Here is a 25,981-nt window from a genome sequence, read left to right as displayed (position 1 = left end):
CGGCCGATCGGCCGCCGCTGGCGAGGTGTCAGGCGGTGGGTGCACGCGACGTCGATGGACCTCCCCCGGCGACGCTCGAGAGGTCGAGCGAGCGGGGTACGGCCGCGCGATGATCTTTGCCCGAGATCAGGCGAGGGATGGGGATTCCGGCGGATCGTCGAGCCGGGAGGCACGCGGTTCCGGCGCGAGATCGGCCGGCTCGAGTGCGGAGAGGCGGCACGAGGGGCCGTGGTTGAGGGGCATGCCCACGACCAGCTCGGCCGCCTTGCTCATGGGGTTGGATGACGGGACGTTCGGCAGGACCGGGTCGCCGCAAGGGGCGGCGCCCATGCAAGGCCCTTCGGGCGTCGGAGGGGAGCTGGGCCGATCCGCGGCCGGCTTCCGTGCCCTGGCCTCTCGAGGCCCGCAGCAGCAGGACTCGCCTCGACACGTGCCGCACTTGCAGTAGTGGGCATGCGATCCCGAGTCGGGCGGCCTGCCCGAGGCCACCGTCGACGCCAGGCCCCCGGCCGTCCACGCCAGGCAACAGGCGAACACGAACGCCGGGATCGGCCGGCGAAGCGATCGGATTGCTGGGAGGGTTCGGAGGGCGTCACGCACGACAGAGGCCTTCATCCGAGTCAGCGAGGCGGGCATCCTGCGGTATGACTCACCGCATCATGTTCGAGTCCAATCGACTTGCGGTCAAGGGGGAAGCGGCGAGTTTGTGATTTGAGAATTGTGATGATATCTGCGTGTGTGGTGATGTGCCGTTCCAGGAGGTTGACGCGCGAAGTGGATGGTCGGGCTCTCCGTCGACGCATCCGGCAATGGCGTGATGTGCCGCGGTCGGCCTCGCACCTCACTCGCGCGTCGCGCACTCCCTGGGAATTATCTGTCGTCTCGACCGTCGGACGTTCGACGGTCAGGGTCGGGGTTCGCCCTCGGCGAGTTCGCTCTTCAGTTCCTTGAGTTGCCCGATGATCGCGTCGATCTGGGCTTCGATCTCGCGGCGGGATCGCCTGGGGCGAGTGCCGTCCCCGATTGGCATGCTTCCGACCTCCAGGCGGTCGCCGGAGAATATCTGATAGTTCGTCGTCGTGTCACCTCTCTGGACGATGCCGTCGAGGTCGACCGGGAGGACGTGGTTGCCCACGGGCGTGGGACGCACGACCCGGATGGCCTTGGTCTTGGCGTTCGCGAGAAGGCCTCCGGCGAGTTGAATCGCGTCGAGGACCGTCTCGTTGCCGGTTATGGGAAAACGTCCAGGAGTAGGGACCGCGCCATCCACGATGAACGTCTTGCTGTTGGTCGCCGCGACCGTCACCGTCACGCGGTCGGAATCGCGAGGGGAGATCTGATCCGTCATGTTGCCGTGCGTTCGCTCAAGTCCGAGGGCCTCGGCGCTGAGGTAATGACGGAGTTGGTCGATGAGCTTTTCCTTGATCTGAAGCGGGGTCAAGCCCACGACCTCGAGCTCGCCGTAGGAGCCCAGCGAAATCTTCCCGTCGGGCCGGACGAGCCGCTCGCCGCGGATGGGACGGCCGGGCAGCGCCTCTTCGACCTCGATCTTGAGGATGTCTGGGGGCTCGACGATGTACTCGGGCATCGCCCGCTTCTTGCCTGTCAACAGGAAGGGATTCGCCTTGGGATTGGCTTGTTCGTCGTTGGGCCCGACGGTGTATTCAACGGGGCTTATGTCTGAGCCGTGGGTCGGTGCAGGCTTCGCGTCAGCAGGGCGTTTTTCGAGGGTCAGGACCCCATCCAACTTGCCCCGGTTCGCCCGGCGCACGTTGTCGTCATCAAGGGTCCCGACATTTTTGGCCCGATCATCGGGGCTCCCCGCGACGGCCGGGGTGCTCAACATGCGATGGGCACCGAAGCCGGTGAGGCCCACGGTGAGCCCGGTGCCGAGGAGGATCGTGGCGACGACTTTGATTTGAGAGAAGAACATGCGGTCGAGGACTCCTTTCGCAAGGACGAGGGAGGCCGGGGCCGTGGCGGTGATCAGGGCCCGGCCGGTCGCGATTCCCATCGCGACGGAGACGGTTTCGGTCAACAACGAGGCGGAGACGGCCGCGGGACGCATGCAGGCGACGAGCGTCACCGTGGTGAGCCCGAAGCCTCGACGCGCGAGGCGGGTCCGCAACAATGCACGGGCCCGGCTCAGGCGTCCTTTGACCGTGCCCAGGGGCCAGCCGAGGTAGCGGGCGGCCTCCTCGTGCGTCAGGCCCTCCATGTAGCAGAGGACGACCGCGGCGCGCTGGGATTCGGGGAGCCGGCCGAGTTCCTCGTGGAGCGCGACTTGCCAGTCGCGACGCTCGGCCTCCTGGCTCGGGTCGCGGGCGTGGGGCTCGTCGATCGAGGAGGTGCGACGCTCGAAATGGAGGGCTTCGGCCCTGGCCCGGAGCGCGACGCGGCGGGTCACGGTGTAGAGCCAGCGGCCGAGGGAGGAATCCAGGCGGATGACCCCGGCCTTGCGGACCAGGATCAGGAACGTGGCCTGGAAGGCGTCTTCGGCCGCGTCGCGATCGCCGAGGATCCGGCGGCAGACGCCGAGGACCATCGGGCCATGCCGCTCCACCAACGCGGAGAAGGCCTGGCCGTCCCGACGCTCGGCGAAGCGGTCGAGCAGCTCCTGATCCGGGACCCCCGCGACGCTCCCGTGGCGGAGCAGGCCCTGGAGCTGCCGGTGCAACACGCCCGATCGATCATGCGACATCCTGATTCGCCTCCTCTGTGCCTCGCCGTTCGCGGGCGAGTCACATACTTAAGGCGCAGGGCCGCGATTTGGATACAACTTTTCGCCGAGATCCGCTTCACCGGACTGATTCGCCGGAGGCCGTTGACTCGCGAGGTCTTCGGCAGGCCCATATGGGAGGCCGGATCGATGGGCCTCGCATGACACGAGCCCATCGATCCCATGATGGCCTCAGGAATTCTGGCGATGCTCGGCGGGGTGGTGGCCGTGGCTGAGGTTGTGGGCGGTGTTGATCAGGGAGATGTGCGAGAAGGCCTGGGGGAAATTCCCGAGTTGGCGGCAGGCCCGGGGGTCGTACTCTTCGGCCAGGAGGCCGACGTCATTGCGGATGCTCAAGAGGCGGTCGAAGACCCGGCGGGCCTCGTCCTTGCGGCCCAGGATCGCCAGGTTGTCGGCGTACCAGAAGGTGCAAGGGAGAAAGGCCCCTTCGCCCGGAGGGAGGCCGTCGACCCCCGGCTCCGTCGCGTAGCGCCGGACGAAGCCGTCCACGATCAACTCGTTCTCGATCGCCGCGAGGGTGCCGGCCACGCGAGGGTCCTCGGCGGGGAGGAAGCCGACGAGCGGGATCATCAGCAGGCTGGCGTCGAGATGCTTCGAGCCGTAGGACTGCACGAACGAATTCTTGTCGGCGTTGAACCCCTCGCGGCAGACCTGGGCGTGGATCTCGTCGCGGATCGCCCGCCAGCGGTCGGCCGGGCCGTCGGCCCCGAACTGCTCGACCCACTTCACCGCGCGGTCGAAGGCGACCCAGGCCATGACCTTGGAATGGGTGAAGGAGCGGGAACCGCCCCGCACTTCCCAGATCCCCTCATCCGGCCTGCGCCAGGCCTCCTCGAGGAACTCGAGCATGACCTTCCCCTTCTGCCAGCCGTCCTCCGAGGCGGCCAGCCCCTCCCGCCTCGCCTGGTGCAAGACGTCGAACATCTCGCCGTAGACGTCGAGCTGGAACTGCGTCGAGGCCCCGTTGCCGATCCGGACGGGCTTCGACCCTTCGTACCCGTCGAGCCAGGGGAGTTCCACCTCGGTCAGCCGCCTTTCCCCGGCGAGGCCGTACATGATCTGGAGACTGGCCGGCTGCCCGGCGACCGCGCGGAAGAGCCACTCGCGCCAGGCCTGGGCCTCCTCGAGGTAGCCCGAGGTGACGAACGCGTAAAGCGTGAAGGTCGCGTCGCGGATCCAGCAGATGCGGTAGTCCCAGTTCCGGACCCCGCCGATGTGCTCGGGGAGCGAGGTCGTCGGGGCGGCGACGATCCCGCCCGTCGGCGCGTAGGTCAGGGCCTTGAGGGTGAGCAGCGAGCGCGTCACCGCCTCGTGATCCTCCCCCCTGTACTTGCAGCCGTTCGACCAGCCGCACCACCAGGTCTGGGCCTCGTCGATGGCCTTCGCCACGTCGAGGGCCGGCGGCGGCGGTTCGTTCGACGGGTGCCAGGAGAGTTCGAAGGTCAGGCGCTGGCCGGCGGCGATCGTGAAGTCGCCGACCGTCGAGAAGTCCTCGCCGTGGAGTTCGACGTCGGAGCGCAGGTGGAGCCGGTCCGGACCCGCGATCGCCGAGATCCCGCCGTCGATCCGACGCACCCAGGGGATGATCGAGCCGTACTCGAACCGGATCGTCATCGCGAGGGTGAGCGGGACCTCGCCGCTGCGCCCCTCGACCATCCTGAGGATCGTCGGCGTCTTCGAGTCGATGGCCATCGCGTCGATGATGGCGAAGGCCCCCGCGTCGGTCACGAATTCGGTCTCGAGGACCATCGTCCCGCGGCGGTACTGACGCCTGACTTCGCGGACCTCGGCCCCAACGGCCGGCCCGATCTGCCAGCGTCCGTTCTCGGGGGAGCCGAGCAGCGCGGCGAAGCAGGCACCCGAGTCGAACCTCGGGGCGCAGAACCAGTCGATCGAGCCGTCCTTGCCCACGAGGGCCGCCGTCCTGCAGTCGCCGATCATCGCGTAGTCTTCGATTCGCAATGGCATGCCGGGGCTACCCCTCGTCAACGAGCCTGGAAAGCGGCCGCAGCAAGCCGGGTGCCCTGCGGCCCCGCGAATCGGCCTCGCGTCGCGTTTGGTTCAGTCCGCATGCGAAAAGAGGGCCAGAACACGATCCGGTGTCTTCTCGGACGCGCGGCTCTCCCCCGCCAGGCCCGATCAGCTTCAACCTGACCTCGGAGAACATGAAAATCCGCTTGATGCTTGCCGGGGATTCGAAAGTCGGACGATTCCAGATGTGATGCTGGATTGGTGGGGAGGGCGTCGGAGAGAATAAGCGAGAGTGCGTGACGAGGTCGCTGTGCGTATCCCGTGACTTCGCCGTGACTTGGGGATCGTCGCTGGGCAGAAGATGCCCGCGCGGCGCGATGCGGCCCGCTTATCAGGGCGGCGTGGAGGCTGCGGGATCGGCGTTCGAACGGACGCTCGGATCTCCTCACGCCTTTTGCCTCCGATGGCGCCAGGGCTCGCTCTCCGCGAGGGCCCTCCGGCCGCGATAACGCGGGGAAGAACCGTCGAAACGGCTTTCGTCAAGTACCGGCGATGTGAAATCGCTTGCGCGGCTTGCGGCGGGAGGAGGAACCGACGCGGCGGCCCTCGAGATGACGAGGCCGCCGCGTCGCGATGCGATAAGGCGCTCAGGCCGTCGCCTGCTGCTTGCGGGCGCGGCGGCGGGCCGAGTCGAAGTTGGGGAGGAAGGCGGTCAGGAGGCCGATCATCGGGAGGAACGAGCAGACGTGGTAGACGTGGCGGATGCTCGTCGCGTCGGCGAGCTTGCCCAGCAACGCGGCGCCGAGTCCTCCCATGCCGAAGGCGAAGCCGAAGAAGAGGCCGGAGACCATGCCCACGCGGCCGGGGAGCAATTCCTGGGCATAGACGAGGATCGCCGGGAAGGCCGACGCCAGGATGAAGCCGATGGGGAGGCTCAGGACGACCGTCCAGAAGAGGTTCGCATAGGGCAACGCCAGGGTGAACGGCAGGACCCCGAGGATCGAGCCCCAGATCACGAACTTGAAGCCGAGCCTGTCGCCGATCGGGCCCCCGGCGATCGTCCCCACCGCCACGGCGAACATGAAGACGAAGAGGTAGACCTGGGCCGTCCCGACCGAGAGGGCGAACTTATCGATCAGATAGAACGAGTAAAAGCTCGTGATGCTTGCCAGATAAAAATGCTTGGAGAAGATCAGGAGCAGCAGGATCGCGATGGAGACCGTGACCTTCGCCCGCGAGGGGGCCGGCCGGTTCTCGACGACCGCCTTGCGCACCCGCCCCGCGAGGGAGGACAGGTGCGAGCTATACCAGCGCCCCACGTTGAAAAGCACGACGATCGCGACGACCGCGACGATCGAGAACCAGGCGATGCTCGACTGCCCCCAGGGCACCACGATCCAGGCCGCCAGCAAGGGGCCGAGCGCCGTGCCGAAGTTGCCGCCGACCTGGAAGAGCGACTGCGCCAAACCGTGTTGCCCGCCCGAGGCCGCCCGCGCCATCCGGGAGGCCTCGGGGTGGAAGACCGACGAGCCGACCCCCACGAGCCCCGCCGCGACCAGGATCATGCTGAATTGCCCGGCCCTCGAGAGCAGCAGCAGGCCCAGCAGCGAGAAGGTCATGCCGACCGCCAGCGAGAAGGGCATCGGCTTCCGGTCCGTCGAGATCCCCACCACCGGCTGGAGCAGCGACGCGGTGAGCTGGAACGTCAGCGTGATCAGGCCGACCTGCGTGAACGTCAGGTGATATGAGGATTTCAGGATCGGATAGACGGCCGGTATCAAGGACTGGATCAGGTCGTTGAGCATGTGGGAGACGCTCAGCGAGACCAGGATCACGAAGAGCGTGTCCTCCTCGGCGCCCCGGGATCGCTCGCCCGCGAGTTGACTGGCATCAGTGGCCACCGACATTCTCCTCTGCGTTGATGACTCTCTCGGATGGCGCCCGGCGGGGGGGCTTCCGGGCCCGCCGCCGTGGCCGTTGGGCGACCGCCCGGCATCGGGACCGACCGGGGGCCATCGCTTCGCGCGAGTGAAGGGCTCCAGCCTCGATCGGCTGCACGACATCGAGGGGGGCGGGGCTGGAGCGGGCTGACTGATTGATTCCTGGGTGAAGTCGAGACGCCGGGCGGGCCCGACTGCCTCGACTCCTCCCTCGCACACGACCGAGGACAAGGTCACCGCCCCGGAGGTTCGAGGCTACTCCCGAGAAAGCAGGGCGTGGGTCGCCGAGAGCTCCTCGCCGAACCCCTTGACGATGTCGGGGGCCTCCTCCCCCGGCAGCACCGCCCACGTATAGGTTTCGACCTCGAGGTGCGGGTCGTAGTCGAGCCCGGCGACCGCTCCGATGGCCTCGACGAGCGCGGGGCGCGTCGTCCCGAGCGGGCCGAGCCCATCCACGTTCACCGGGACGTGGAAGTGAATCCGCCACTCGTCGGCCCCGAGGAACTCGGCCCCGGGGTCGTCGAGGAATTCCCGGGTCAGGTCGATCACGCTGGCGGGCCGGCCGTCCCGCCTTCTGGCGAAGGTCTGGTGCAGGTAGCGGGGCTCGACGTAGCGGGCGAGGGCCTCGCGGCCTTCACGGTTCCCGGCCGGATCCTCGAGCCGGATCGCGCAACTGATGTGGAGCTTGTTGATCCGAACGCCGGCGCGGTCGATCTCGCGGATCGCCCCGGCGACGTCCTCGAACTCCACGGCCTGGTGGCAGACGTCGAAGCAGAGGCCGAGGTGGTTGCGGACGGCCTCGGCCGCCCCTGGCCCCCTCGCCTCCGCGGCCGCGTTGAGCCCTTCGAAGAAGGCGAGGGCCTCGGCCGTCGTCTCGAGGTCGCAACAAGGTTCGGGCTCGATGGCGAGCCGGATCGTCTTCCCCTGCTCTTGCCCGAGCCGGTCGAGCATCAGGGCGAGGTCGATCAGGCGGCTGTGGCAGAGGTCGAGGAAGTCGGGCGGCTTGGGGGCCGCCTTGAAGCCGAGGGGGACGGTCGAGATGCTGCCGTCGATGCCGTCGGGGAGCAGCTCGGCCAGGATCCGGGCGCAGTCCTCGGTGTATCGCTGGCGGTCGGGGCTCGACCAGTCGGGCAGGTAGACCTGCTCCTTGACCCGGGCGCCGTGGAAGTTGCCGTAGGGGAAGGCGTTGAGCGTGTAGCAGGGGAGCCCGTGCTCGGAGAGCCTGGCGGCGAAACGCCGGGGGCCGTCGGGGGTGGCCAGCAGTTCCCGGGTGACGGGCCTGGCGAGCCAGAGGCCGGCGGCCATCGGGAGGCCGTAGCGTTCCCGGATCGCCAGCGTGTAGCGCTCGATCCCGGCCTCGACCTCGGCGACCGTCTGGCCTGGATGGACGTTGGTGCAATAGCTCAGCGGCAGCGAGCTCAGGGACATCGCCGGCAACTCCTCGCGGGACGGACTCTCGACGCGGGGATCTCCTCTCCGGCCTCGATGCTCGATCGCGGGCCTGACGATCGAATCAAACGCGTGCCCGCCTCGAGGTGTTCCCCTGTCGACCGTCGCCAACGAGTGACCTTCGGCTCGTCCCCTTTTCCGATGATAGGGCGCCGGGCAAGGGTGTTGCCACCCCCGCCCGCCGGGAACCTCTCGATCGAAGGGCCCCGACGCCGGGAAAGGCCCGACGAATTTTTTCGAGGTCAGTCGGGATCGCCAAGCCCGCCCCCCTGATGGGCCTTCTGGTAGGCCGCCTCCGACTCGGCCGCCTTCAGGCCGACGGGGGAAGACTCGATGATAACCCCGCCGATCGCGAGGATGACCATCCCCGCGCCGAAGAAGGCGACATAGTCCTTGCTCTCGGCCCAGTGGGTCGCGACGAACCACCACTGATACGGGGGGCAGAAGCGAAAGAGGAGCCCCTGGAAATCCCCCTCGTCGCTGGCGAGCTGCCGCAAGGCGGCTAGCCCGAGCAGATAGACGATGAACCCGATGATGCAGAGGATCCCGCCGAGCGGGAACCGGAAGTCGGGGAAGGCCCAGGCGGCGCCGGCGAGCAGGAGCACGACGCCCCCCGCGCTCGCGACCAGGATCATGGTGTCCCTGGGGTCGAAGTAGCCCGACGACTTCTTCCGCTTTGTCTTCTTCCTGGCCTTCTCCGCCGCCTTGATGGCGTCGGCGGCCTCCTTCTCGGCGACCTTCTGGCGGACCTGCTCCATGGCCTCGGCCCTGGAGGGGAGGAGCGCCTCGGCCCGCCTGCGAGGCTTCGAGCCCTCGGCCGCCTTCAGGTCGAGCGGCCCCGAGTCGTCGCCGAGCTCGATGATGTCCTCCGCCTCATCCAGGCGATCGCCGGGGGCGGGGCGGGCCCGCGCGGGGCTCGATGCCGCGGACGGCTCGGCCGCGCCGGAGGCCTTGGGGGCGGGCCTGGATGTGGCGGGAGCGGGGGCCGGGGCGGGGGCGACCGCCGGGCTCCCGTCCACATGGGGGACCCGGACCCCCGCGCCGCAGCCGTTGCAGCGGATCTTCTTGCCGATCATGTCGGCCCTGGTGGAGTACTTCCGGTTGCAGCTCGGGCAGGCGAACTTGACCCGGACGAGGGCCGCGTCGGCTCCGACGCCGGCGGTCTCCATGGGGGCGGGGACGACCATCGGCTTGCGGCAACCGCCGCAGGCGATGCTGCGGCCGACCTGGGACCACTCGACTTCGTTGTCGTGCCCGCAGGCATGGCAGGCGGTGGAAAATCTCATACGCACACCAGCCCTTGCGCCTCGGTGGACGAGAGGTCACGCACGAGACGCGATCCGGGCCGGGAGGACGCGAGCCCGTTCCGGTCGGCGTCGTCGGCAACTTCGAACCTCGCTCAACCCTCGAGGAGGCTCCGACCACCCGCTCATGACCTTATCTGGAATCGGTGTTGATGGCAAATGGACTTTCGCTCGATCGGGGAAAGCGTCCCGGGGCTCCCGAGACGGCCCGCCTCGCCCGGTTCTGGGAGGCCTCGGGACCTATCGGATTAGGGGTTGGGCGTGGTCTCACGACGGTCGAGAGTCTTATCAAGACATCCTGAATTCGTTCCGGAGATACGCCGGAGGTCGTCGGCCCGGACGCGTGCGAGGCGCCCGCCTCCCAAGTCGCGGTGGACGCACGGGTGTAAAACCGGGATGATGGCGACGGAAATCATCCCGTCCGGAGGCCCGAGCGCGGGCCTCGTCGCGATCCGGGGGGATGCGAGACCCTGGCTGAACCGGTGATCCGTCGGTGGAGAAGTGGTCGTGATCGAGCAGCGCGTGCGGCTGGGGCGTCTGGAGCTGAAGAATCCGGTGCTGGTGGCCTCGGGGACGTTCGGTTACGTCCGCGAGATGGCGCCATTCGTCCGGCTCGAGCGTCTGGGCGGGGTCATCCCCAAGACGGTGACGTTCCGACCCAGGGCGGGGAACCCGACCCCCAGGACGGTCGAGACCCCCTCTGGCCTGCTCAACGCCATCGGCCTCGATAATGACGGCATCGCCCATTTCCGCGAGCATCACCTGCCCTATCTCCGGACGGTCGGCACCGCGGTCGTCGTCAACGTCGCGGGCGAGGACGAGGACCAGTTCGTCGAGCTGGCCGAGCTCGTCGGCAACGACCCGGGGGTCGACGCGATCGAGCTCAACGTCTCGTGCCCGAACGTGAGCCACGGCCTCGACCTCGGGATCGACGCCAAGGCCGTCGGGCGGCTGGTGAAGCGGGTCCGGGCCTCCTGCCCGGTGCCGATCATCGCCAAGCTGACCCCAAACGTCACCGACATCGTCGCCATCGCCCGCGAGGCCGCCGAGGGGGGGGCCGACGCGGTGAGCCTCGTGAACACGTTCCGGGGGCTCGTGGTCAACTGGCGGCGAGGCCGCCCGGTGCTCGCCAACGATATCGGGGGGCTGAGCGGGCCGGCGATCAAGCCGCTGGCCCTGCGGATCGTCTGGGAGGTCGCCAGGGCCCTGCCCTCGCTGCCGATCATCGGCATCGGCGGGATCGCCACGGCCGACGACGCCCTCGAGTTCCTCGCCGCGGGGGCGAAGGCTATTCAGGTGGGCACGGCCAACTTCTACGACCCGACCGGCTCGGAGCGGATCCTCGACGAGATGATGCTGGCCCTCGAGCAGCACGGCGTCAAGGACGTCAACGACTTCGTCGGCTCGCTCCGATCGAACCGCGACCCGAAGCACTGAGCCTCTGCACGATCACCAGGCCCGGTCGAGCAACACTTCGAGGTCGGGCTGGGTGCAGGGCCGTGGATTGGTCTGGTGGCAGTGGTCGAGCATGGCGAGCCGGGCGTACTCGGGGATCCGGTCGTGCTGCAAGCCCTCGACGTCCCTCAGCTTGCGCGGGAGCGGCAGGCGGGCGAGGACCAGCTCGGTGAGGGTGATGAAGTGCGCGGGGCCTTCTCCATTGCGGCCGAGGCCGAGGCGTGCGGCCAGCTCGGTCATCCGGGCATTGGCGGCGTCTCGGTTGAACCGGAGGGCGTGCGGCAGGAGGATCGCGTTGAGCGTGCCGTGGTGGACCCGCCCCTCGGAGCCGAGGGCGTGCGAGAGCGAGTGGACCACGCCGAGCCCCTTGTGGAAGCTGATCCCCCCCATCAGGGCCCCCATCATGACCGTCTCTCGGGCCCGGTGGTCGCTGCCGTCGCGGACGACCGCCTCGAGCCCCTTGGAGATCTGCCGGAGCCCCTCGATGGCGATGCCGTCGCAGATCGGGTGGACGGTCGTGGAGAGGTAGCTCTCGACGCAGTGGGTGAGCGCGTCCATGCCGGTTCCGGCGGTCAGGGTCGGCGGCAGGCCGTAGGTCAGCTCGGGGTCGCAGACGGAGACGCTCGGGAGCAGGTGCGGGCTCAGGACGATCGTCTTGCGCCCGGTCTGGGGGAGCTGGATCAGGGCCCCCCGCCCCGCCTCGCTGCCGGTCCCGGCGGTGGTGGGGACCGCCGCCATCGGGGGCAGGTCGGCTTTGATCTTCGAGAGGCCCCCTTGCGTGAGGTCGTAGTCGGCCAAGGAGCCGGGATGAGTCGTCAGCAGCCGCATGGCCTTGGCCGCGTCGATCGGGCTCCCGCCGCCGAGAGCGACGAGGCCGTCGCAGCCGAGCTCGCGATAGCGCTCGAGGCCCGCGAGGACGTCCTCCTCGGTGGGGTTGGCCTGGACCGCCGAGAAGACGCTGGCGCGAGGGAGCGAGTCGACGACCTCGGAGACGATGCCCGTCGCCTCCAGGCCGGGGTCGGTGACGACGAGCGGGTGTTGCACCCCGAGCGTCGCCAGCTCGGCCGCGAGCGAGGCCCGGCTGCCGGTCCCGAAGAGGATGCGGTTGGGGAACGTGAAGATCGCGGGCATCGCGGCTCCGTCGCGAGTGGCGGTGTTCGATTCGTGCGGCGAGGGGCGAGCCCGGGCCTCCGGGTTGTTGAGGTTCGCGAGGAGGCCCGTCAGTCGATCTGCGAGAGCAGGCCTTCCATCTCGCCGGCGGCGTGCCAGTCCCCTCGCTTGTTGGCCTTCTCGATCCCGGTGCGCAAGGTCTTCGACGCCTCGGCGTTCTCGCCGGCCTCGAGGTACGACTGGCCGAGCTGCTGATAGGCCGCGACCTGGTCCTCGGGATGGTCGTCGATGAGGGCGATCAGGCGCGAGCGGCCTTCCTCGGTGTCGCCGTCGCGCAGGCACTGGACCGCCAGGCCGTAGCGCAGGAATGTGTCGGCCGGATCCTCCGCCAGGCTCGTTTCGAGCATCAGCCGCTTCCGGGACTTCTCCGCCATGGCCGCTCCTGGGACTGCTTGTGGGTTCCGACGGACGAGTCTACGGATTGCGGAGAGTCGTCGGATCGATCGGGTTCGCACACTTGTGTCGTCGCGACGCGCAACCTTTGGGAGCGGCCGGGGCGGAGGAGTCGGGCCGTCGCGTCGTGGGCGTCAAGGTCCGCCCGTCCGCCAAAAGGCCCCATCTCCGGCCGAAACCGTGCCGGTCGCGTCGACAATGCTGCTGAGGGTAACGGCCGTCACAGGATGCTGTCAACGAAAGGTGCGGGCGTTCATCAGGGTTTGCCCGCGATCGGATTCTTCCCGAACCGAGACAAACGTTGCAACCCGACCTCTGTCAATTTAGGGGAAGTTTTCTCGAAAGTACGGACAATGGGAAAGATGGGTTAAAAGTCGTTGACTGACCTTAAGCCCGGGAATTGGGGGAACCGATCCAAACCACAACGGAAGAACGCCGAGCAGGCGATAGAGGAATCGAATCAAGGCAGGTCTTTCGGTCTAGGGGGCTGGTTGCGTAAGCGTCGGGATGGCCACGGAAGGGCCACTCGAGGTGGACGGAGCCTGTGCGAAGACCGGGGCCCAGCATTCCCGAATTGGGGACCACCATCGTGTCACTGCCCGTGTTACGACAAGGATGGGAACGGCCTGGGATCGCGGCGGTCCTGGCCCTCGCGTCGGTCATGGGGGTTTCGGCCCGACCGGCCCTGGCTGCGCCGCGGAAGACCCCCGTCGTCGAGGCGGTGCAACGAGTCCAGCCCAGTGTGGTGAGCATCTCGAGCGAGAAGAAGGCGGCCTCGTCGAGCCGCTGGCCTTTCACGGCGGAGGAGAACCAGCGTCCCCGGGTCAACGGCATGGGGACCGGCGTCATCATCGACGGCCGAGGGTTCATCCTGACGAACCACCACGTCGTGGACAAGGTGAACGGCATCGAGGTGCACCTGGCCGACGGCTCGGTGTATCCGGCCCGGTCGCTCCAGCACGACGAGACGCTCGACCTGGCCGTGCTGAAGGTCGACGCCGGCAAGCCCTTGCCCGCCGTGACCGTGGGCAGCTCGGCCGACCTCATGGTCGGCGAGGACGTGATCACCATCGGCAACGCGTTCGGCTATGAGAACACGGTCTCCGTCGGGATCATCAGCGCCCTGAACCGGAACGTGACCCTCTCCGACGAGCAGGTCTACCGCAACCTGATCCAGACCGACGCCTGCATCAACCCGGGCAACTCGGGCGGCCCGCTCATCAACATCGACGGAGAGTTGATCGGCATCAACGTCGCGGTCAGGGCCGGTGCCCAGGGCATCGGGTTCGCCCTGCCGATCGACGACGTGAAGCGATCGACGGTCGAGATGATGAGCACGAGGCGCCTGACCTCCACCTGGCACGGGCTCGTCGGCGCCGAGACGCAGAACAGCACCGACCGCAAGGTCTTGCTGGCCGACGTCCCCTCGGGGAGCCCCGCCGAGGCGGGGGGCTTCCGGGTGGGGGATCAGCTCCTCAAGATCGGCGACTACGGGGTCCGCACCCCGATCGACATCGAGCGTGGCCTCCTCGACGTCGCCCCCGGCCACCAGGCCCGCGTCCTGATCAAGCGCGGCGGCCAGGAGCAGGTCCTCAGCATCGAGCCCAAGCCGTTCAACCCGAATGGCAGCGTCGCCACGGTCAAGCCGGCGGTCGCCGCCGTCGACGCGGGCGAGGAGGTCTGGCGAGTCCTCGGGCTCAGGACGACCCCGGTGAACCCGGAATACGTCGTCGCCGCCTCCCCCAAGCTTCGCGGCGGGCTTTATGTCCAGGCCGTGACGCCGGGGAGCCTCGGGGCCCAGGCCCAGATCCAGAAGGGGGACATCGTCGTGGGGATGATCGTCGGCCAGCGACACTGGGAGACGATCCGGCCCGACAACGTCCTCTTCATCCTCCGGCAGCCGGAATTGGCCCAGTCGCAGAATCTGCAGTTCTACATCGTCCGCCGCAACGACCTCCAGCGCCGGTCGCTCTCGCTGGCCGAGGCCACGACGGCCAGCACCCGCAGCCGCTGAGACACCCCCGCTCGCGGCCCGCGCCCCAGATCTGAGATCGAATCCCGAAGCGCAATGACAGGGTCGAAGGTTCGAGGGAATCTCCCTCGGGCCTTCGGCCCTGGTTCCTTTCCCGGTTCATTCCGGGGGGGGCGAGGCCGAGCGCCCGGCGAATTCCCGCTCCATCGCGTCGACCATCCGGCCCCGGATCGCGAGGAAGTCGGTGATGAGCCGGCGGGCGTATTCGGTCAGCTCGCTGCGCTGGGATCCCTGGCCGCCGACGTGGGTCTCGACGAGCGACGTGCCGAGTGCCTCCTCGGCCTTCTTGACCCGCCCCCAGATGTGCCGGTAGCTCTGCCCGAGCTCCCCGGCCGCGAGCTTGATCGAGCCGACGCGCTCCACCGCCTGGAGGATCGCGATCAGGCCGAAGCCGAAGCTGAACCCCCCTTCGGCCTCGAACCAGACCTTGACGCGCGGCGTCAGTCGGGCGGGCTTCGAGGTCGGCATCGGCTCGGGCGAGTCGTCGGTTGGCGTCATGGGAACCAGTCTAGCCGAGCCGAGGTGCCTCCCCAAGGGCCTGCGATCGCCCGTTCGGTCGACACCCGAGGGGGGATTCGCTAGCATGCGGGAAGGCCCGAGGCGAAGCCTCGGCAGGCTGCGAACCCGCCACACCATCGAGGGGGCCGACGCGTGGGACAGACAGTGGTGCAAGTCGATGCGTTCACGGATCGCCCCTTCGCCGGCAACCCGGCGGCGGTCTGCGTCCTGCCCGAGCCCGGCGACGACCGCTGGATGCAGGACGTCGCCCGCGAGATGAACCTCTCCGAGACCTCCTTCCTCCACCGCGAGGGGGACGCCTTCCGCCTCCGCTGGTTCACGCCCGTCGTCGAGGTCGACCTCTGCGGCCACGCCACCCTCGCCGCGGCGCACGTCCTCTGGCAGGACGGGCACCTCGACGAAGGATCGACCGCGCGGTTCCAGACCCGCAGCGGCCTCCTGACCGCCTCCTTCAACGACGGCTGGATCACGCTCGACTTCCCGAGCAAGCCGATCGTCCCGACCGCCACCTCGTTCACGAAGGACGTGGCCGCCCTCGCGGTGAACGCCCCGGTGGAGTTCGCCGGGCTCAACGAGTTCGACGGCCTCGTCGAGGTCGAGTCGGAGGACGTCGTCCGGGCCCTCCGGCCGGACATCGCCCGGATCGCGGCGATCCCGGTGCGGGGCCTGATCGTGACCGGGCGGTCGAAGACCTCGGAGTTCGACTTCGTCTCCCGGTTCTTCGCCCCGAGGCTCGGCGTCGACGAGGACCCGGTCTGCGGCTCGGCCCACTGCTGCCTCGGCCCCTACTGGGCCGAGAAGCTCGGCAAGACGCACCTCAAGGCCTACCAGGCCTCGCCCCGAGGCGGGAGCCTCCGGATCCAGGTCGACGGCCCCCGCACCCGGCTCTCCGGCCGCGCCGTGACCGTCATGCGGGGCGAGCTGGTCTGAGCCGATCCGAGGCGAGCTTCACCGCTTGATATTGAGCCAATCGAGCCCCGGCTGGGCGCCGCCCACGGCCTCGGCGACGATGTCTCGCGCGATCTTGAGGCCATTGGCACTGTTGGCGAAGTACACCACGCCGAGCTTCGGCCCCTCGGAGGCGATGACGAAGGCCTTGAAATCGCCGTTGTCCCCCCAGTGCCAGAAGGCCTGCCCATCCGTGATCGTCTGCAGGCCCCAGCCGAGTCCCCAGGAGACCCCGGGCACAGGCCTGGCGGCGGGGCGGTCGATCGAGATGTGGCCCCCTTCGCGGACCTGAGCCTGGGGCGTTAACATCAGCTTGTGCGTTTCCGGCTTCAAATCCGTGCCCTTGAGGATCGCGGCGACGAAACGCCCGTAGTCCTGCGCCGTCGTCTGCAGGCTGGACGCCGCGTTGCTGGATTCGAGCTCGTCCGCCGGCGGCTTGTTCTGGCCGATCGGATTCCCCTTCGCGTCGTGGCCGGACGCCTTCGTCCGGTCGTACTCCGGGCGCCAGATGTAGCTGCTGCTCGTCATGCCGAGCGGGTCGAAGACCGAACGCTTCATGAAGTCGTCGAACGTCTTCCCGGTGACGTGCTCGATGACCCTGGCGAGATAGACGAACCCTTCGCCGGAGTAGCTGAACCGCTCGCCCGGCGTGAAATGGATCTTCAAGCCGTCATCGCTGCGCCAGTTCGGGAACCCGGACGTATGGCTCAAGACGCGGCGAGCCGTGATCTGGCCCAGGCGAGCGTCGTCGCCGACGTCGTACTTGCCCGGCAGGTACCGGTTGAGCGGCCGGTCGAGGTCGAACTTGCCCTCGTCCACCAGCTTCAAGACGGCGTAGGCGAAGACGGGCTTGCTGAGGGAGGCGGCTTCGAAGACCGTCGCGTCATCCACCGGCTCCCTGGTCTGGCTGTTCTTGACCCCGAAGCCGTGATGCCAGGCGACCTGGCCGTCTCGGATCAGGGCGATCGCCAGGCCTGGTACCTTGGCTTCCCGCATCAGTTGCGGCAGGCCTTCTTCGAGCCGCGCGATGACCTCCGCCGTCTTCGCGTCTGTCTGCAAGGGCGACGCCTGGCACGCGGGAGAGGCCGTCGCGAGGACGAACGACAGGTCGATCAACCACAACGGTATCAAGGGGGATACTCCTTCTCGGGTCAAACCCTCAAAAAGGCCAACGCGGCAAAGTTCCCTTAAAGGATGGAGCCATATCCGTTATTCCTTGAGTCTTCGGGACTACAAGGAGTCGCCCATCGCCCCGAGGAGTCTAGTGGCTCGCGGGGCCTTGATCTTGTCGAGATGAAACCTCCGTTAGGATCCGCGGAGCGCGGGCGGAAGTTCCGCGAGCCGACACGCACGCTGTCGAAAACGCGAGGCGCCGATCGACCAGGATTGATCGGCCGCGGTTCGCCCGGGGATCCGATCTTGAAGAAGGGGTCGAACCTCTCGGGGCCTTCCGCCCTCTGTAGCAACGCGAGAATCTCGGAGACTTCGCGCCGACTGGCCGACGAGGGACGCCCGTCCTTTCTTCTCCGCCGGATCACACATCGACCGAGACCTCAAAGCGCGTCCCCGACGCAAAAGGGGCGGTCGGTAACCTTGTCGAAGGAGGAGTTATGAGCATTCGCGAAGTCATGGACGAAGCCGAGGTTGCCGGCCCGACGCGCTCGCACGACGCCCCCGCCGGGGCATCCTCCGACCCCGAAGCGACCCCCGACTTATCCGGGGCCGGCGGGAGCCGGGAGCTGATCCACCTGGCCTTCCCCCTCGTGGTGAGCCAGGGGTTCATGACGGTCCAGGTCTTCCTCGATACCGTGCTGCTCTCGTGGCACGACCCGGGGGAGATGGCCGCCTCGTTCCCGGCGGTGATGTGGTTCTGGCAGCTCTTCGGCCTGCTCCAGGTGACGGCCGGGTACGTCTCCACCTTCGTCGCGCAGTACACCGGCGCGGGGCGGTCCGAGCGCGTCGGCCCGGCGGTCTGGCAGGGGATTTATTTCTCGATCATCGCCGGACTGCTGATCCTGCTGCTGTATCCGGTCGTGCCGATGATCATCGGGATCGGCGGGCATACGGCGGCCGCGCAGGCCTTGGAGGTCACGTACCTGCGTTGCCTCTGCTTCGCCGCGCTGCCGATGCTGATCATGGCGTCGGTCAACGGGTTCTTCTCGGGCGTGGGCCGGACCTGGACGGTCCTCGTGATCGAGACGGCGGGGACGGCGACGAATGTGCTGCTGGCGCTCCCCTTGATCTTTGGCAAGCTCGGCTTTCCTGAGCTCGGCATCGCGGGGGCCGGGATGGCGACGGTCGCGGGCTCGTGGATGTCGGCGATCGTGGCCCTGGCCCTCTTCCTCAGCCCCGGGTTCCGCCGCCAGTACAGCACGCTCGCCGGCTGGAGGCCCGAGCGGGCCCTCTTCGGCCGGCTCATGAAGTATGGCGGCCCGGCGGGGGCGCAGGTCTTCCTCGACGTCCTCGTCTTCAACGTCTTCGTGCAGCTCGTCGGCGGCCTCGGCGACGCGGTGATGGGGGCGACCACGCTGACCTCCCGGCTCAACATGGTCGCGTTCCTGCCCATGATGGGGCTCGGGCAGGCGGTGTCGATCTTGGTCGGCCAGCGGCTCGGGGCCTCGAGGCCGGACCTGGCCGAGCGCACGGCTTATACCGGGTTGCGCTGGACCTTCGGCTACATGTGCATCGTGGCCTCGGCGTATGTCCTCATCCCCGGGACGCTCGTGAGCCTCTTCGAGGGGAACCGAGACCCCAAGGAGTTCGCCGAGATCGCCCGGATCGTCCCCTCGCTCCTGGCGTGTGCGGCGGTCTATTCGCTGGCCGACGCGCTCAACACCGTCTTCTCGTTCGCCCTGCGAGGTGCGGGGGATACGCGGTTCGTCTCCCTGCTGACGTTCACCCTGGCCTGGCCGATCATGGTGATCCCGACCTACTTCCTCGTGCAGTCGAAGGGGAACATCAACTGGGCCTGGGGCTTCGCCACGGCCTATATCCTGGCGATGGCCGTCTGCTTCGTCTTCCGGTTCCGATCCGGGAAGTGGAAGACGATGCGCGTCATCGAGGCGGCCCCGTCGGCCGACGGCGAAGGGCCTCCGCTCGCCCCCGTCCATTGATCCCGACGCGCTAACTCCAACACCGCCACGAGGGCCGACGGACGCCGATCCGCCGGCCCTCGCCCATTCGTGCCGAGCTCAACGGGACGCGCCCGAGTTGGCGAACCGGCCGGGGCGTCGTATCCTATCAGCCCGGGATCGTGACAGCGTCGTGTCGTGCGGTGTCGACGGCCCGGGGTCGTTGCGTGCGAGGATCCCCCTTTGGCGATCTCCAAGACGAATGCCGTTCGGCTCCTGGAACAGGCCGGGATCCGCTTCGAGCTCCGCGAGTACGAGGTCGACCCCGACGACCTGGCCGCGGAGTCGGTCGCGCTCAAGGTGGGCATGCCGGCCGAGCAGGTCTTCAAGACGCTCGTGGCCCGCGGGGACAAGCACGGCGTCTGCCTCGCTGTCGTGCCGGGGAACGCCTCGCTCGACCTCAAGAGCCTGGCCAAGGCCACCGGCGACAAGAAGGTCGACACCGTCTCCCTGAAAGAGGTCGAGCCCCTCACGGGATATATCAGGGGCGGCGTGACGGCGATCGGCTGCAAGAAGGCGTTTCCCGTCTTCGCCGACGAGACGATCGAGCTGTTCGACCGGATCTCGATCTCCGCGGGGACCCGAGGGTTGCAGGTGATCCTCGCCCCCGAGGACTACCTCAGGATCACGAAGGCCAGGGTGGCGGGCATCGCCAAGGACAAGGATTCGTGACCGGGCGCGTTTGAAGTCAGCGAGTACTCGACGCGTGTCCGGTCATGGACCGGGGCCTTCGAGTCCTCGGGTCGAATCGAGGGGAGAGATGGATCTTGGCGATCGACGATGAGGTGGAGTCCGACGGCGACGAGGAGCGGACCCCCGAGGAGCGGCAGATGATCCTCGTGGCGGCCGTGCTCTTCGAGGCCGCGCTCGCGCCGCTGGCCCTGATGCTCGGCGAGGTCTTCGAGGAGGATCCGTTCGCCAGGTTCGACTGGGACTGGCGAGGGGCCGTCTTCGGTGTCCTGGCGACGGTGCCGATGCTCCTCTTCCTCTTCGTGGCGGTCCGCTGGCCGATCGGGCCCCTCGGCAGGATCGTGCGGATCTTCGACAGGGCGATCGCCCCCCTGCTCCGCGACCGCCCCATCTCCGACTTCGTCCTGCTCTCCCTCGCGGCCGGGATCGGCGAGGAGTTGCTCTTCCGCGGCTTCCTCCAGGGGACGCTCGAGGGCGGGTTCAACAGGTGGACGGCGCTGGGGCTCACGGCGACGATCTTCGGCCTGCTGCACCCGATCACCGTGACGTACATCCTCGTCGCCGGGTTCCTGGGGGCGTATCTCGGGGTCGTCTGGATCTACAGCGGCAACCTGCTCGCGGTGATGGTGGCGCACGCGCTCTACGACTTCGTCGCGCTCTGCCTCTTGCTCCGGGGCCGACCCGATCGCGACGCCGGAGCCGACGAGGCCGACCTCCATGCGTGACCGGGATCGGGATCCGAGTGGCTTTGCCAGGACCGCCCGCACCGGATATGCTGGCGCGGGGCACGGAGGTGACCTGAACATAAGGAGTTCGGGCACGCCGGCATCTCGGAGGAGTCGACCGATGGGGTTCAGGACGAGGACGGCCTGGGGCTTGGGTCTGTCGTTGGTTCTCGCGCTCGCCTCCGCCGACGCACGGGCGGCGAGCCTGCGCTGGAAGCTCAAGGCCGGCGAGGCCCTCAACTACGAGATGACCGAGAAGACGATCACCACCGTCAGCACCGGCGGGGCCGAGGTCAGCAAGCTGACCCTCACCCAGACGGTCGACATCACCTGGGCCGTCAAGTCGGTCGACCCCCAGGGGGTTGCGGATCTCACCCACACGATCAACCGGGTCCGCATCAAGATCGACTCCCCCGCCTTGAACCTCGAGTTCGACTCCAAGGACGAGAAGGCCCCGGTCAACCCGCTCAAGAATCTCTTCAAGGTCCTGGTCGGCTCCCCCTTCCCGTTCAAGATGGCCCCGACCGGCGAGCTGACCGACGTCAAGATCCCCGCGAACATCACGAAGATCCTCAAGGAGCTCGGCGGCGCGGCGGGGGGCTCGACGGAGATCTTCTCCGAGGAGGGGCTCAAGATGATGATCACCCAGGCCGGCCTGATCGTCCCCAAGGAGGACGTGGCCGAGGGGAAGACCTGGGAGCAGAAGGTCGAAATCCCGAGCCCCCCCACCGGCTCGATGACGCTGGCGAAGACCTTCCGCTACAATGGCGAGTCCCCCCAGGGTATCGCCAAGATCGGCGTCGACGCCACGTTCACCATGAAGCCGACGCCGGGCGAGGATCCCCCCTTCACCCTCAAGACGCAGGCCGTGAAGGGGGAGATGACCTTCGACAACGCCAACGGCAAGCTCGCCGTCTCGACCCTCAATGAGAAGCTCGAGCAGGTCGGCAAGATTCAGGACAATGAGTACTCCCAGCTCACCGACCGCACGGTCGGCATGAAGCTCGTCCCCGAAGGCACGAAATGAACACCCAAGCCCGGTCGACCCCGGCCCGATCCCTGAGGTCCCGGGCACAATGAGCAAGCCGCCGTACAGCGACGACCAGCTCATCCTGGCGGCGCGCCTGTACTACCAGGACGGCCTCCCCCAGGCGGAGATCGGCCGGTTCGTCAACGTCTCGCAGGCGAAGGTCTCGAGGATGCTGGCGATCGCGCGCGAGCGGGGGCTCGTCCGGATCACGATCTCCGACTACGACCCCCGCAACCCCGAGCTCGAGCGCCGGCTCAGGGACGAGCTCGGGGTCGACTCGGTGGTGATCCGCTCCGTCGCCGGGCTCAAGATCAAGGACCTTCGCCAGGCGACCGGCTACTTCGCCGCCCCCGTCGTCTCGGCCTGGCTGAAGTCGACCAGCGTCGTGGCCATCGCCGGCGGCCGGACCTTGCAGGCCCTCATCGAGCACATGAAGCCCGCCGAGGGGGTCCGCGGCCTCACGATGGCCCAGGCGATGGGCAACATCGACTCCAGCACCGGCCCTTATGACGCCGTGGAGCTGGCCAGGACCCTCGCCCATCGCTGGCAAGGGGCCTTCCTCGCCCTGAACAGCCCCGCGATCCTCCCCGACCCGGACACCGTCGAGAAGCTCCTCGGCCTCGCGCAGATCCGGCGGGTCATGGAGAGCTTCGCCCACTCCGACCTCGCCTTCGTCGGCGTGGGATCCCTGGAGAACTCGGTCTTCCTCGAGCGGAACGTCCTCTCCCCCTCCGACATCGAGACCCTGCGCCTCGCCGGCGCGGTGGGCGAGATCCTCGGCCGCTTCTACGACGCCGACGGCAAGGAGTGTTCAACTCCTTATCAACGACGCGTGATCAGCCTCGAGCTCGACCGCCTGCGGGTCATCCCCAAGCGCGTGGCCGTCGTCACCGGCTCCGACCGCGCCGAGGCCGCCCTCGCCGCGATCCGGGGGGGCCTCTTGAACACGATCGTCATCGACGAAGGGGGGGCCAACTCCCTCCTGAAGCACGAGGCCCCCGCCTCGCTCCCCGACCCCGTCGGGCCGCAGTCCGACCGGGCCTGAGTCGGATCAGAGCAGCCCGTGCTTCTTGAGCTTGCTGCAGAGCGTACTCCGGGGCATTCCCAGGAGCCGGGCGGCCTCGCTCTTGTTGCCGTGGGCCTCCTCCATCGCGTCGACGAGCCGCTGGCGCTCGAAGGCGACGTACTCGGAGTCCCAGCCCTCGTCGGAGCCCCTCGGGGCGGAGGCGGGCTCGGTCCAGCCGGAGCCGACGGACGAGGACTTGCCCCGGGACGCCCCGGCCGTCGTCGCCTTGACCGTGGCCCGGAGCTTGCGCCTGGCGGGGGGCTGGCGGACCTCGGGGGGGAGGTCGTCGCGGGTCACGGCGGGGCCTTCGGCCAGGACGACCGCTCGCTCGATGACGTTCTCGAGCTCGCGGATGTTCCCAGGCCAGTCGAAGGCGACGAGGGCCTCGACCGCCTCCTCGTCGAGGTGCGTGACCGTCTTGCCGATCCGCCTCGCGTGCTGGCCGAGGAAGTGGACCGCCAGCTCGAAGATGTCATCCTTCCGCTCGCGGAGCGAGGGGGTCCGCAGGCTGATGACGTTGAGCCGGTAATACAAATCCTCGCGGAACTTCCCGGCGCGGATGAGACCTTCGAGGTCCTGGTGCGTCGCCGCCAGGATCCGGACGTCGACCGACAGCGATTGCGAGCTCCCCACGCGCTCGAACGACATCTCCTGCAGGACGCGGAGCAGCTTCGTCTGCACCTCGAGGTTGATGTCCCCGATCTCGTCGAGGAAGAGGGTCCCGCCGTTGGCCTGCTCGAACCGGCCGACGCGGTCGCGGTCGGCCCCCGTGAAGGCCCCTTTGACGTGGCCGAACAGCTCGCTCTCGAGCAGGCTCTGAGACAGCGCCGCGCAGTGGACCTTGACGAACGACCGGCTCGCCCTGGGGCTCGCGGCGTGGATCGCCTCGGCCAGGAGCTCCTTGCCGGTGCCGCTCTCGCCCCGGATCAGGACGGCGGAGGGGCTCGCCGCGACCTTGCGGGCGACGTCGATCATCCGCCGGACCTCCGGCCCCGACCCCTTGATCTGGTCGAAGACCTCCGGGCGGACCGAGGGCGGCGGGCGTCTCGGCGACTCCCCCTGGTCGGTGAGCTGGTCCTGGAGGATCAGGATCCGGCGCTGCTGCTCGGCGATCTTGTCGACCTTGTCGCGCAGCTCCCGGTTCAAGGTCTCGAGGGTCTGCTGGATCCCGGCCGAGTGGAGCGTCAGGGTCGCGACCGAGCTGAGGGCGCTGAGGAATGAGATCTCTTCATCCTCATAAGGCATGCCGCTCCGCTTGGGGCCGAGCACGAGCAGGCCCACGAGTTCGTCGTCGGCCTCGAGGGCGGTGGCGGCCTCGCCGCCGAGGGCGATCATGGCGTCGGTGGCCGGGTCCGAGACTCCGGTGAGCGACATCGCGTGCGGCAGTCGGATCGAGGCGCTCTGCCTGAGGCGCTCGACGAGCGGGTTGTCGCCGCGGAGCATGGTCTCGTCGGGCGCGGCCCCCTGGCTCGCGACGAGGTGGAGCGGGCCGTCGGGCTCGTCGCCGATGTAGATCGCCCCCCACTCCAGCCGCAGGACGTCGGCCGCGGCCTCGAGCAGGCGATTCCCGAGCGTCTCGCGATCGACCAGGCTGTCGACCGCCACGCGCATCTTCCGCATCGCCTGGTCGAACTGGTACTTCTCGCGGTGGAACCGGCGGTCGATGGCCTTCTGATACCGCTCGCGGATGACCTCGGAGAGGACCAGGAACAGCACGACCGCCACCACGGCGAAGAGCGCCCCGCGCCAGGTCTGGCCGGCCGAGAAGAGCTGGTCGCCGATGACCGCCCCGCCGAACAGCAGGACGCACGAATAGAAGAGCCCCGCCGCCAGCGTGATCGCGAAATACACGCCCCGGCGGTTGATGATCTCTTCCATCAGCATCAGCTTGTATCGCGTGATGCTCCAGGCGTACGCCAGGGTGTACAGCAGCGAGACGCCGAACATCGGCCAGGCCGCGCTGTCGCGCCCGAGCGTGGCGGTGTCGGACCAGACCTGGCCCAGCAGGTAGGCGATCAGGAAGACCGAGAGGACCGTCGCCAGCAGGATCCACTGGACCTGCTTGCGCTCGTTCCGCGTCCTGGCGTTGCGGAAGCTGTCGACCATGCACCAGAGGCAGAGCCCGAACAGCACCACCGCCACGCCGATATAGCCGAGGCACAGCCCCCGGACCACCTGGAGCGCCGACTGGACGTGCTCCCCCTTGGAGTGCAGGCCGAGCCATCGCGAGCGGAGCATCCAGACCCAGAGCACGCCGAGGTAGGCGAGAGGGAACCCGTAGAGCACCCCCAGGATCTTGCGACGATGGGCCTCATAGATCGGGTTGTGCCGAGGGAAGACGAAGTAGAAGTGCAGGTTCACCACCGGGACGAAGATCGCGAACGCCGCGAACGGGTAGATCAGGAGCGGCTCGACGACGATCTCGGTCCAGTGGTACCCCCCCATATAGGCGCCGACGGTCATGATGCAGAGCAGGAAGAAGATGCTCGCCGAGTCGTCGTTCGGACGCTTCCAGAAGACCCTGGCCCCCACCGCGAAGATCAACGCCTCCTGCACGAACCAGATCAGGGACCAGACGTACGTGGCGAGCGGCCGGTAGCGGACCTGCACCTGCGCCGTCTTCTCCCTGTCATCCTTGTCCCTCCACCGGACCTCGACCCACTTATCCATCTGGTTGCCGAAGCCGCGCAAGGCCCGGATGTAATCGGTGTAGTTGGTCATCCGGACCGTGCCGATGGAGAGCAGCGTATCCCCGGGCTGGGGCTGGCCCCCTTGCCAGACGTAGCCCTCGGGGATCCTCTCTTTCACGTCCAGGTTGAAGAAGCAACGGACGCCGATATCCCCCATCCACGCCACGAGGAAGAGGACCGCCACGGAGTAGAACAGGACCACCAGCGCCGAGCCGGTCAGCAGGAGCCGACGCCTCTGCATCTGGGACTGACTGCTGCGCAAGGGGACGTGATCCGAGGGATACCCCGTCAGGGTCTCGGGGTCGAAACGATGGGTGGAAGGGCGAGCATCCATGAGGGCTCGATATCGATAGCATGCACTGGTGCGAAGCGAAGGTGAAGCTCCTCCAAGGCTATCGCATCGAGGGTGAAATGCAAGGTTTTCGCTAACGAAATCTCGATATGATGGTCGTCGTTCGTCGAAATTGACGCGGTTTCGTTAACGAAATCGTCGTCATTTCGGGTGATGCCGTGAATTGGCTGAAATCCACTCGAAATGTTCTCGAAAACAAGGGTTCAGGGTAAACGGGTAAAATAGATAAAGTATAAGGCCATCGAAATCTCGTTAATTCTTGCCTGAATTGCGCGGTTAATGGAGTCATTGACGAGGTTTCGTCAGTTTGCGACGGCGATTTGTGGTCGATCTGAGGTGACATGCGAGGGATTCCGTTAAGAACCTTGAGTTTTCC

At 67.8% G+C, this 25,981-nt stretch carries 19 protein-coding genes; 8 read left to right on the top strand and 11 right to left on the bottom strand.

Translation table 11 applies throughout. The features are described from left to right. Positions 1-126: 126 nt before the first annotated feature. From ACOYYX_RS35385 to ACOYYX_RS35360, 6 genes are all read right to left on the bottom strand, one after another. A complete protein-coding gene (locus tag ACOYYX_RS35385) occupies positions 127-537 on the bottom strand; it encodes a hypothetical protein (protein ID WP_422927365.1) in 411 nt (136 codons plus the stop codon). Positions 538-904: 367 nt separating this feature from the next. Further along, entirely contained in the window at positions 905-2,701 is a 1,797-nt protein-coding gene (locus ACOYYX_RS35380; protein WP_422927364.1) for a sigma-70 family RNA polymerase sigma factor, read from the bottom strand. A 210-nt stretch (positions 2,702-2,911) separates the two neighbouring features. After that, positions 2,912-4,708, bottom strand: coding sequence for a glycoside hydrolase family 15 protein (locus ACOYYX_RS35375; protein ID WP_422927363.1), 1,797 nt, complete (start codon positions 4,706-4,708; stop codon positions 2,912-2,914). 650 nt (positions 4,709-5,358) lie between these two features. After that, a complete protein-coding gene (locus ACOYYX_RS35370; RefSeq protein ID WP_422927362.1) occupies positions 5,359-6,618 on the bottom strand; it encodes an MFS transporter in 1,260 nt (419 codons plus the stop codon). 288 nt (positions 6,619-6,906) lie between these two features. Next, positions 6,907-8,079: a metabolite traffic protein EboE gene (gene eboE / locus ACOYYX_RS35365; RefSeq protein WP_422927361.1), complete on the bottom strand. Its 1,173-nt coding sequence runs from the start codon at positions 8,077-8,079 to the stop codon at positions 6,907-6,909. 263 nt (positions 8,080-8,342) lie between these two features. After that, positions 8,343-9,386 (bottom strand): hypothetical protein, encoded by a 1,044-nt coding sequence (locus ACOYYX_RS35360; protein WP_422927360.1) that lies wholly within the window; start codon positions 9,384-9,386, stop codon positions 8,343-8,345. Positions 9,387-9,911: 525 nt separating this feature from the next. Here ACOYYX_RS35360 and ACOYYX_RS35355 point away from each other — a divergent pair. Beyond that, positions 9,912-10,841: a dihydroorotate dehydrogenase gene (locus ACOYYX_RS35355; protein ID WP_422927359.1), complete on the top strand. Its 930-nt coding sequence runs from the start codon at positions 9,912-9,914 to the stop codon at positions 10,839-10,841. Positions 10,842-10,853: 12 nt separating this feature from the next. Here the strand turns inward: ACOYYX_RS35355 and ACOYYX_RS35350 are convergent, their stop codons facing one another. Both ACOYYX_RS35350 and ACOYYX_RS35345 read right to left on the bottom strand, forming a co-directional pair. Further along, on the bottom strand, positions 10,854-11,990 hold the full coding sequence (locus ACOYYX_RS35350; RefSeq protein WP_422927358.1) for an iron-containing alcohol dehydrogenase: 1,137 nt from the start codon (positions 11,988-11,990) through the stop codon (positions 10,854-10,856). Between the two features lie 89 nt (positions 11,991-12,079). Next, positions 12,080-12,403: a tetratricopeptide repeat protein gene (locus tag ACOYYX_RS35345; RefSeq protein WP_422927357.1), complete on the bottom strand. Its 324-nt coding sequence runs from the start codon at positions 12,401-12,403 to the stop codon at positions 12,080-12,082. Between the two features lie 620 nt (positions 12,404-13,023). On the opposite strand from ACOYYX_RS35345, the gene ACOYYX_RS35340 reads away from it, so the two are divergent. After that, positions 13,024-14,436: a trypsin-like peptidase domain-containing protein gene (locus ACOYYX_RS35340; RefSeq protein WP_422927356.1), complete on the top strand. Its 1,413-nt coding sequence runs from the start codon at positions 13,024-13,026 to the stop codon at positions 14,434-14,436. Between the two features lie 117 nt (positions 14,437-14,553). Here ACOYYX_RS35340 and ACOYYX_RS35335 read toward each other — a convergent pair whose 3' ends face one another. Beyond that, on the bottom strand, positions 14,554-14,952 hold the full coding sequence (locus tag ACOYYX_RS35335; RefSeq protein ID WP_422927355.1) for a winged helix-turn-helix domain-containing protein: 399 nt from the start codon (positions 14,950-14,952) through the stop codon (positions 14,554-14,556). Between the two features lie 153 nt (positions 14,953-15,105). On the opposite strand from ACOYYX_RS35335, the gene ACOYYX_RS35330 reads away from it, so the two are divergent. Beyond that, on the top strand, positions 15,106-15,903 hold the full coding sequence (locus ACOYYX_RS35330) for a PhzF family phenazine biosynthesis protein (RefSeq protein ID WP_422927354.1): 798 nt from the start codon (positions 15,106-15,108) through the stop codon (positions 15,901-15,903). Positions 15,904-15,921: 18 nt separating this feature from the next. Here the strand turns inward: ACOYYX_RS35330 and ACOYYX_RS35325 are convergent, their stop codons facing one another. After that, positions 15,922-17,052 (bottom strand): serine hydrolase domain-containing protein, encoded by a 1,131-nt coding sequence (locus tag ACOYYX_RS35325; protein WP_422927353.1) that lies wholly within the window; start codon positions 17,050-17,052, stop codon positions 15,922-15,924. 479 nt (positions 17,053-17,531) lie between these two features. On the opposite strand from ACOYYX_RS35325, the gene ACOYYX_RS35320 reads away from it, so the two are divergent. The 5 genes from ACOYYX_RS35320 (at position 17,532) to ACOYYX_RS35300 (ending at position 22,542) form a co-directional block, all read left to right on the top strand. Continuing rightward, a complete protein-coding gene (locus ACOYYX_RS35320) occupies positions 17,532-19,034 on the top strand; it encodes an MATE family efflux transporter (protein WP_422927352.1) in 1,503 nt (500 codons plus the stop codon). A 201-nt stretch (positions 19,035-19,235) separates the two neighbouring features. Next, entirely contained in the window at positions 19,236-19,724 is a 489-nt protein-coding gene (gene ybaK / locus ACOYYX_RS35315; RefSeq protein ID WP_422927351.1) for a Cys-tRNA(Pro) deacylase, read from the top strand. A gap of 95 nt (positions 19,725-19,819) precedes the next feature. Beyond that, positions 19,820-20,467: a lysostaphin resistance A-like protein gene (locus tag ACOYYX_RS35310; RefSeq protein ID WP_422927350.1), complete on the top strand. Its 648-nt coding sequence runs from the start codon at positions 19,820-19,822 to the stop codon at positions 20,465-20,467. 121 nt (positions 20,468-20,588) lie between these two features. After that, positions 20,589-21,494 (top strand): DUF6263 family protein, encoded by a 906-nt coding sequence (locus ACOYYX_RS35305; RefSeq protein WP_422927349.1) that lies wholly within the window; start codon positions 20,589-20,591, stop codon positions 21,492-21,494. A 49-nt stretch (positions 21,495-21,543) separates the two neighbouring features. After that, entirely contained in the window at positions 21,544-22,542 is a 999-nt protein-coding gene (locus ACOYYX_RS35300) for a sugar-binding transcriptional regulator (protein WP_422927348.1), read from the top strand. Between the two features lie 6 nt (positions 22,543-22,548). Here the strand turns inward: ACOYYX_RS35300 and ACOYYX_RS35295 are convergent, their stop codons facing one another. Continuing rightward, complete coding sequence (locus ACOYYX_RS35295; protein ID WP_422927347.1) at positions 22,549-25,587, bottom strand: sigma 54-interacting transcriptional regulator; 3,039 nt, start codon at positions 25,585-25,587, stop codon at positions 22,549-22,551. Between the last annotated feature and the right edge of the window lie 394 nt (positions 25,588-25,981).

The sequence above is a fragment of the Singulisphaera chitinilytica genome, from assembly GCF_049331405.1.
Classification (GTDB): domain Bacteria; phylum Planctomycetota; class Planctomycetia; order Isosphaerales; family Isosphaeraceae; genus PoT.
The sequence above is the reverse complement of the archived record's forward strand: the minus strand, read 5'-3'. Positions and strand labels throughout refer to the sequence as shown.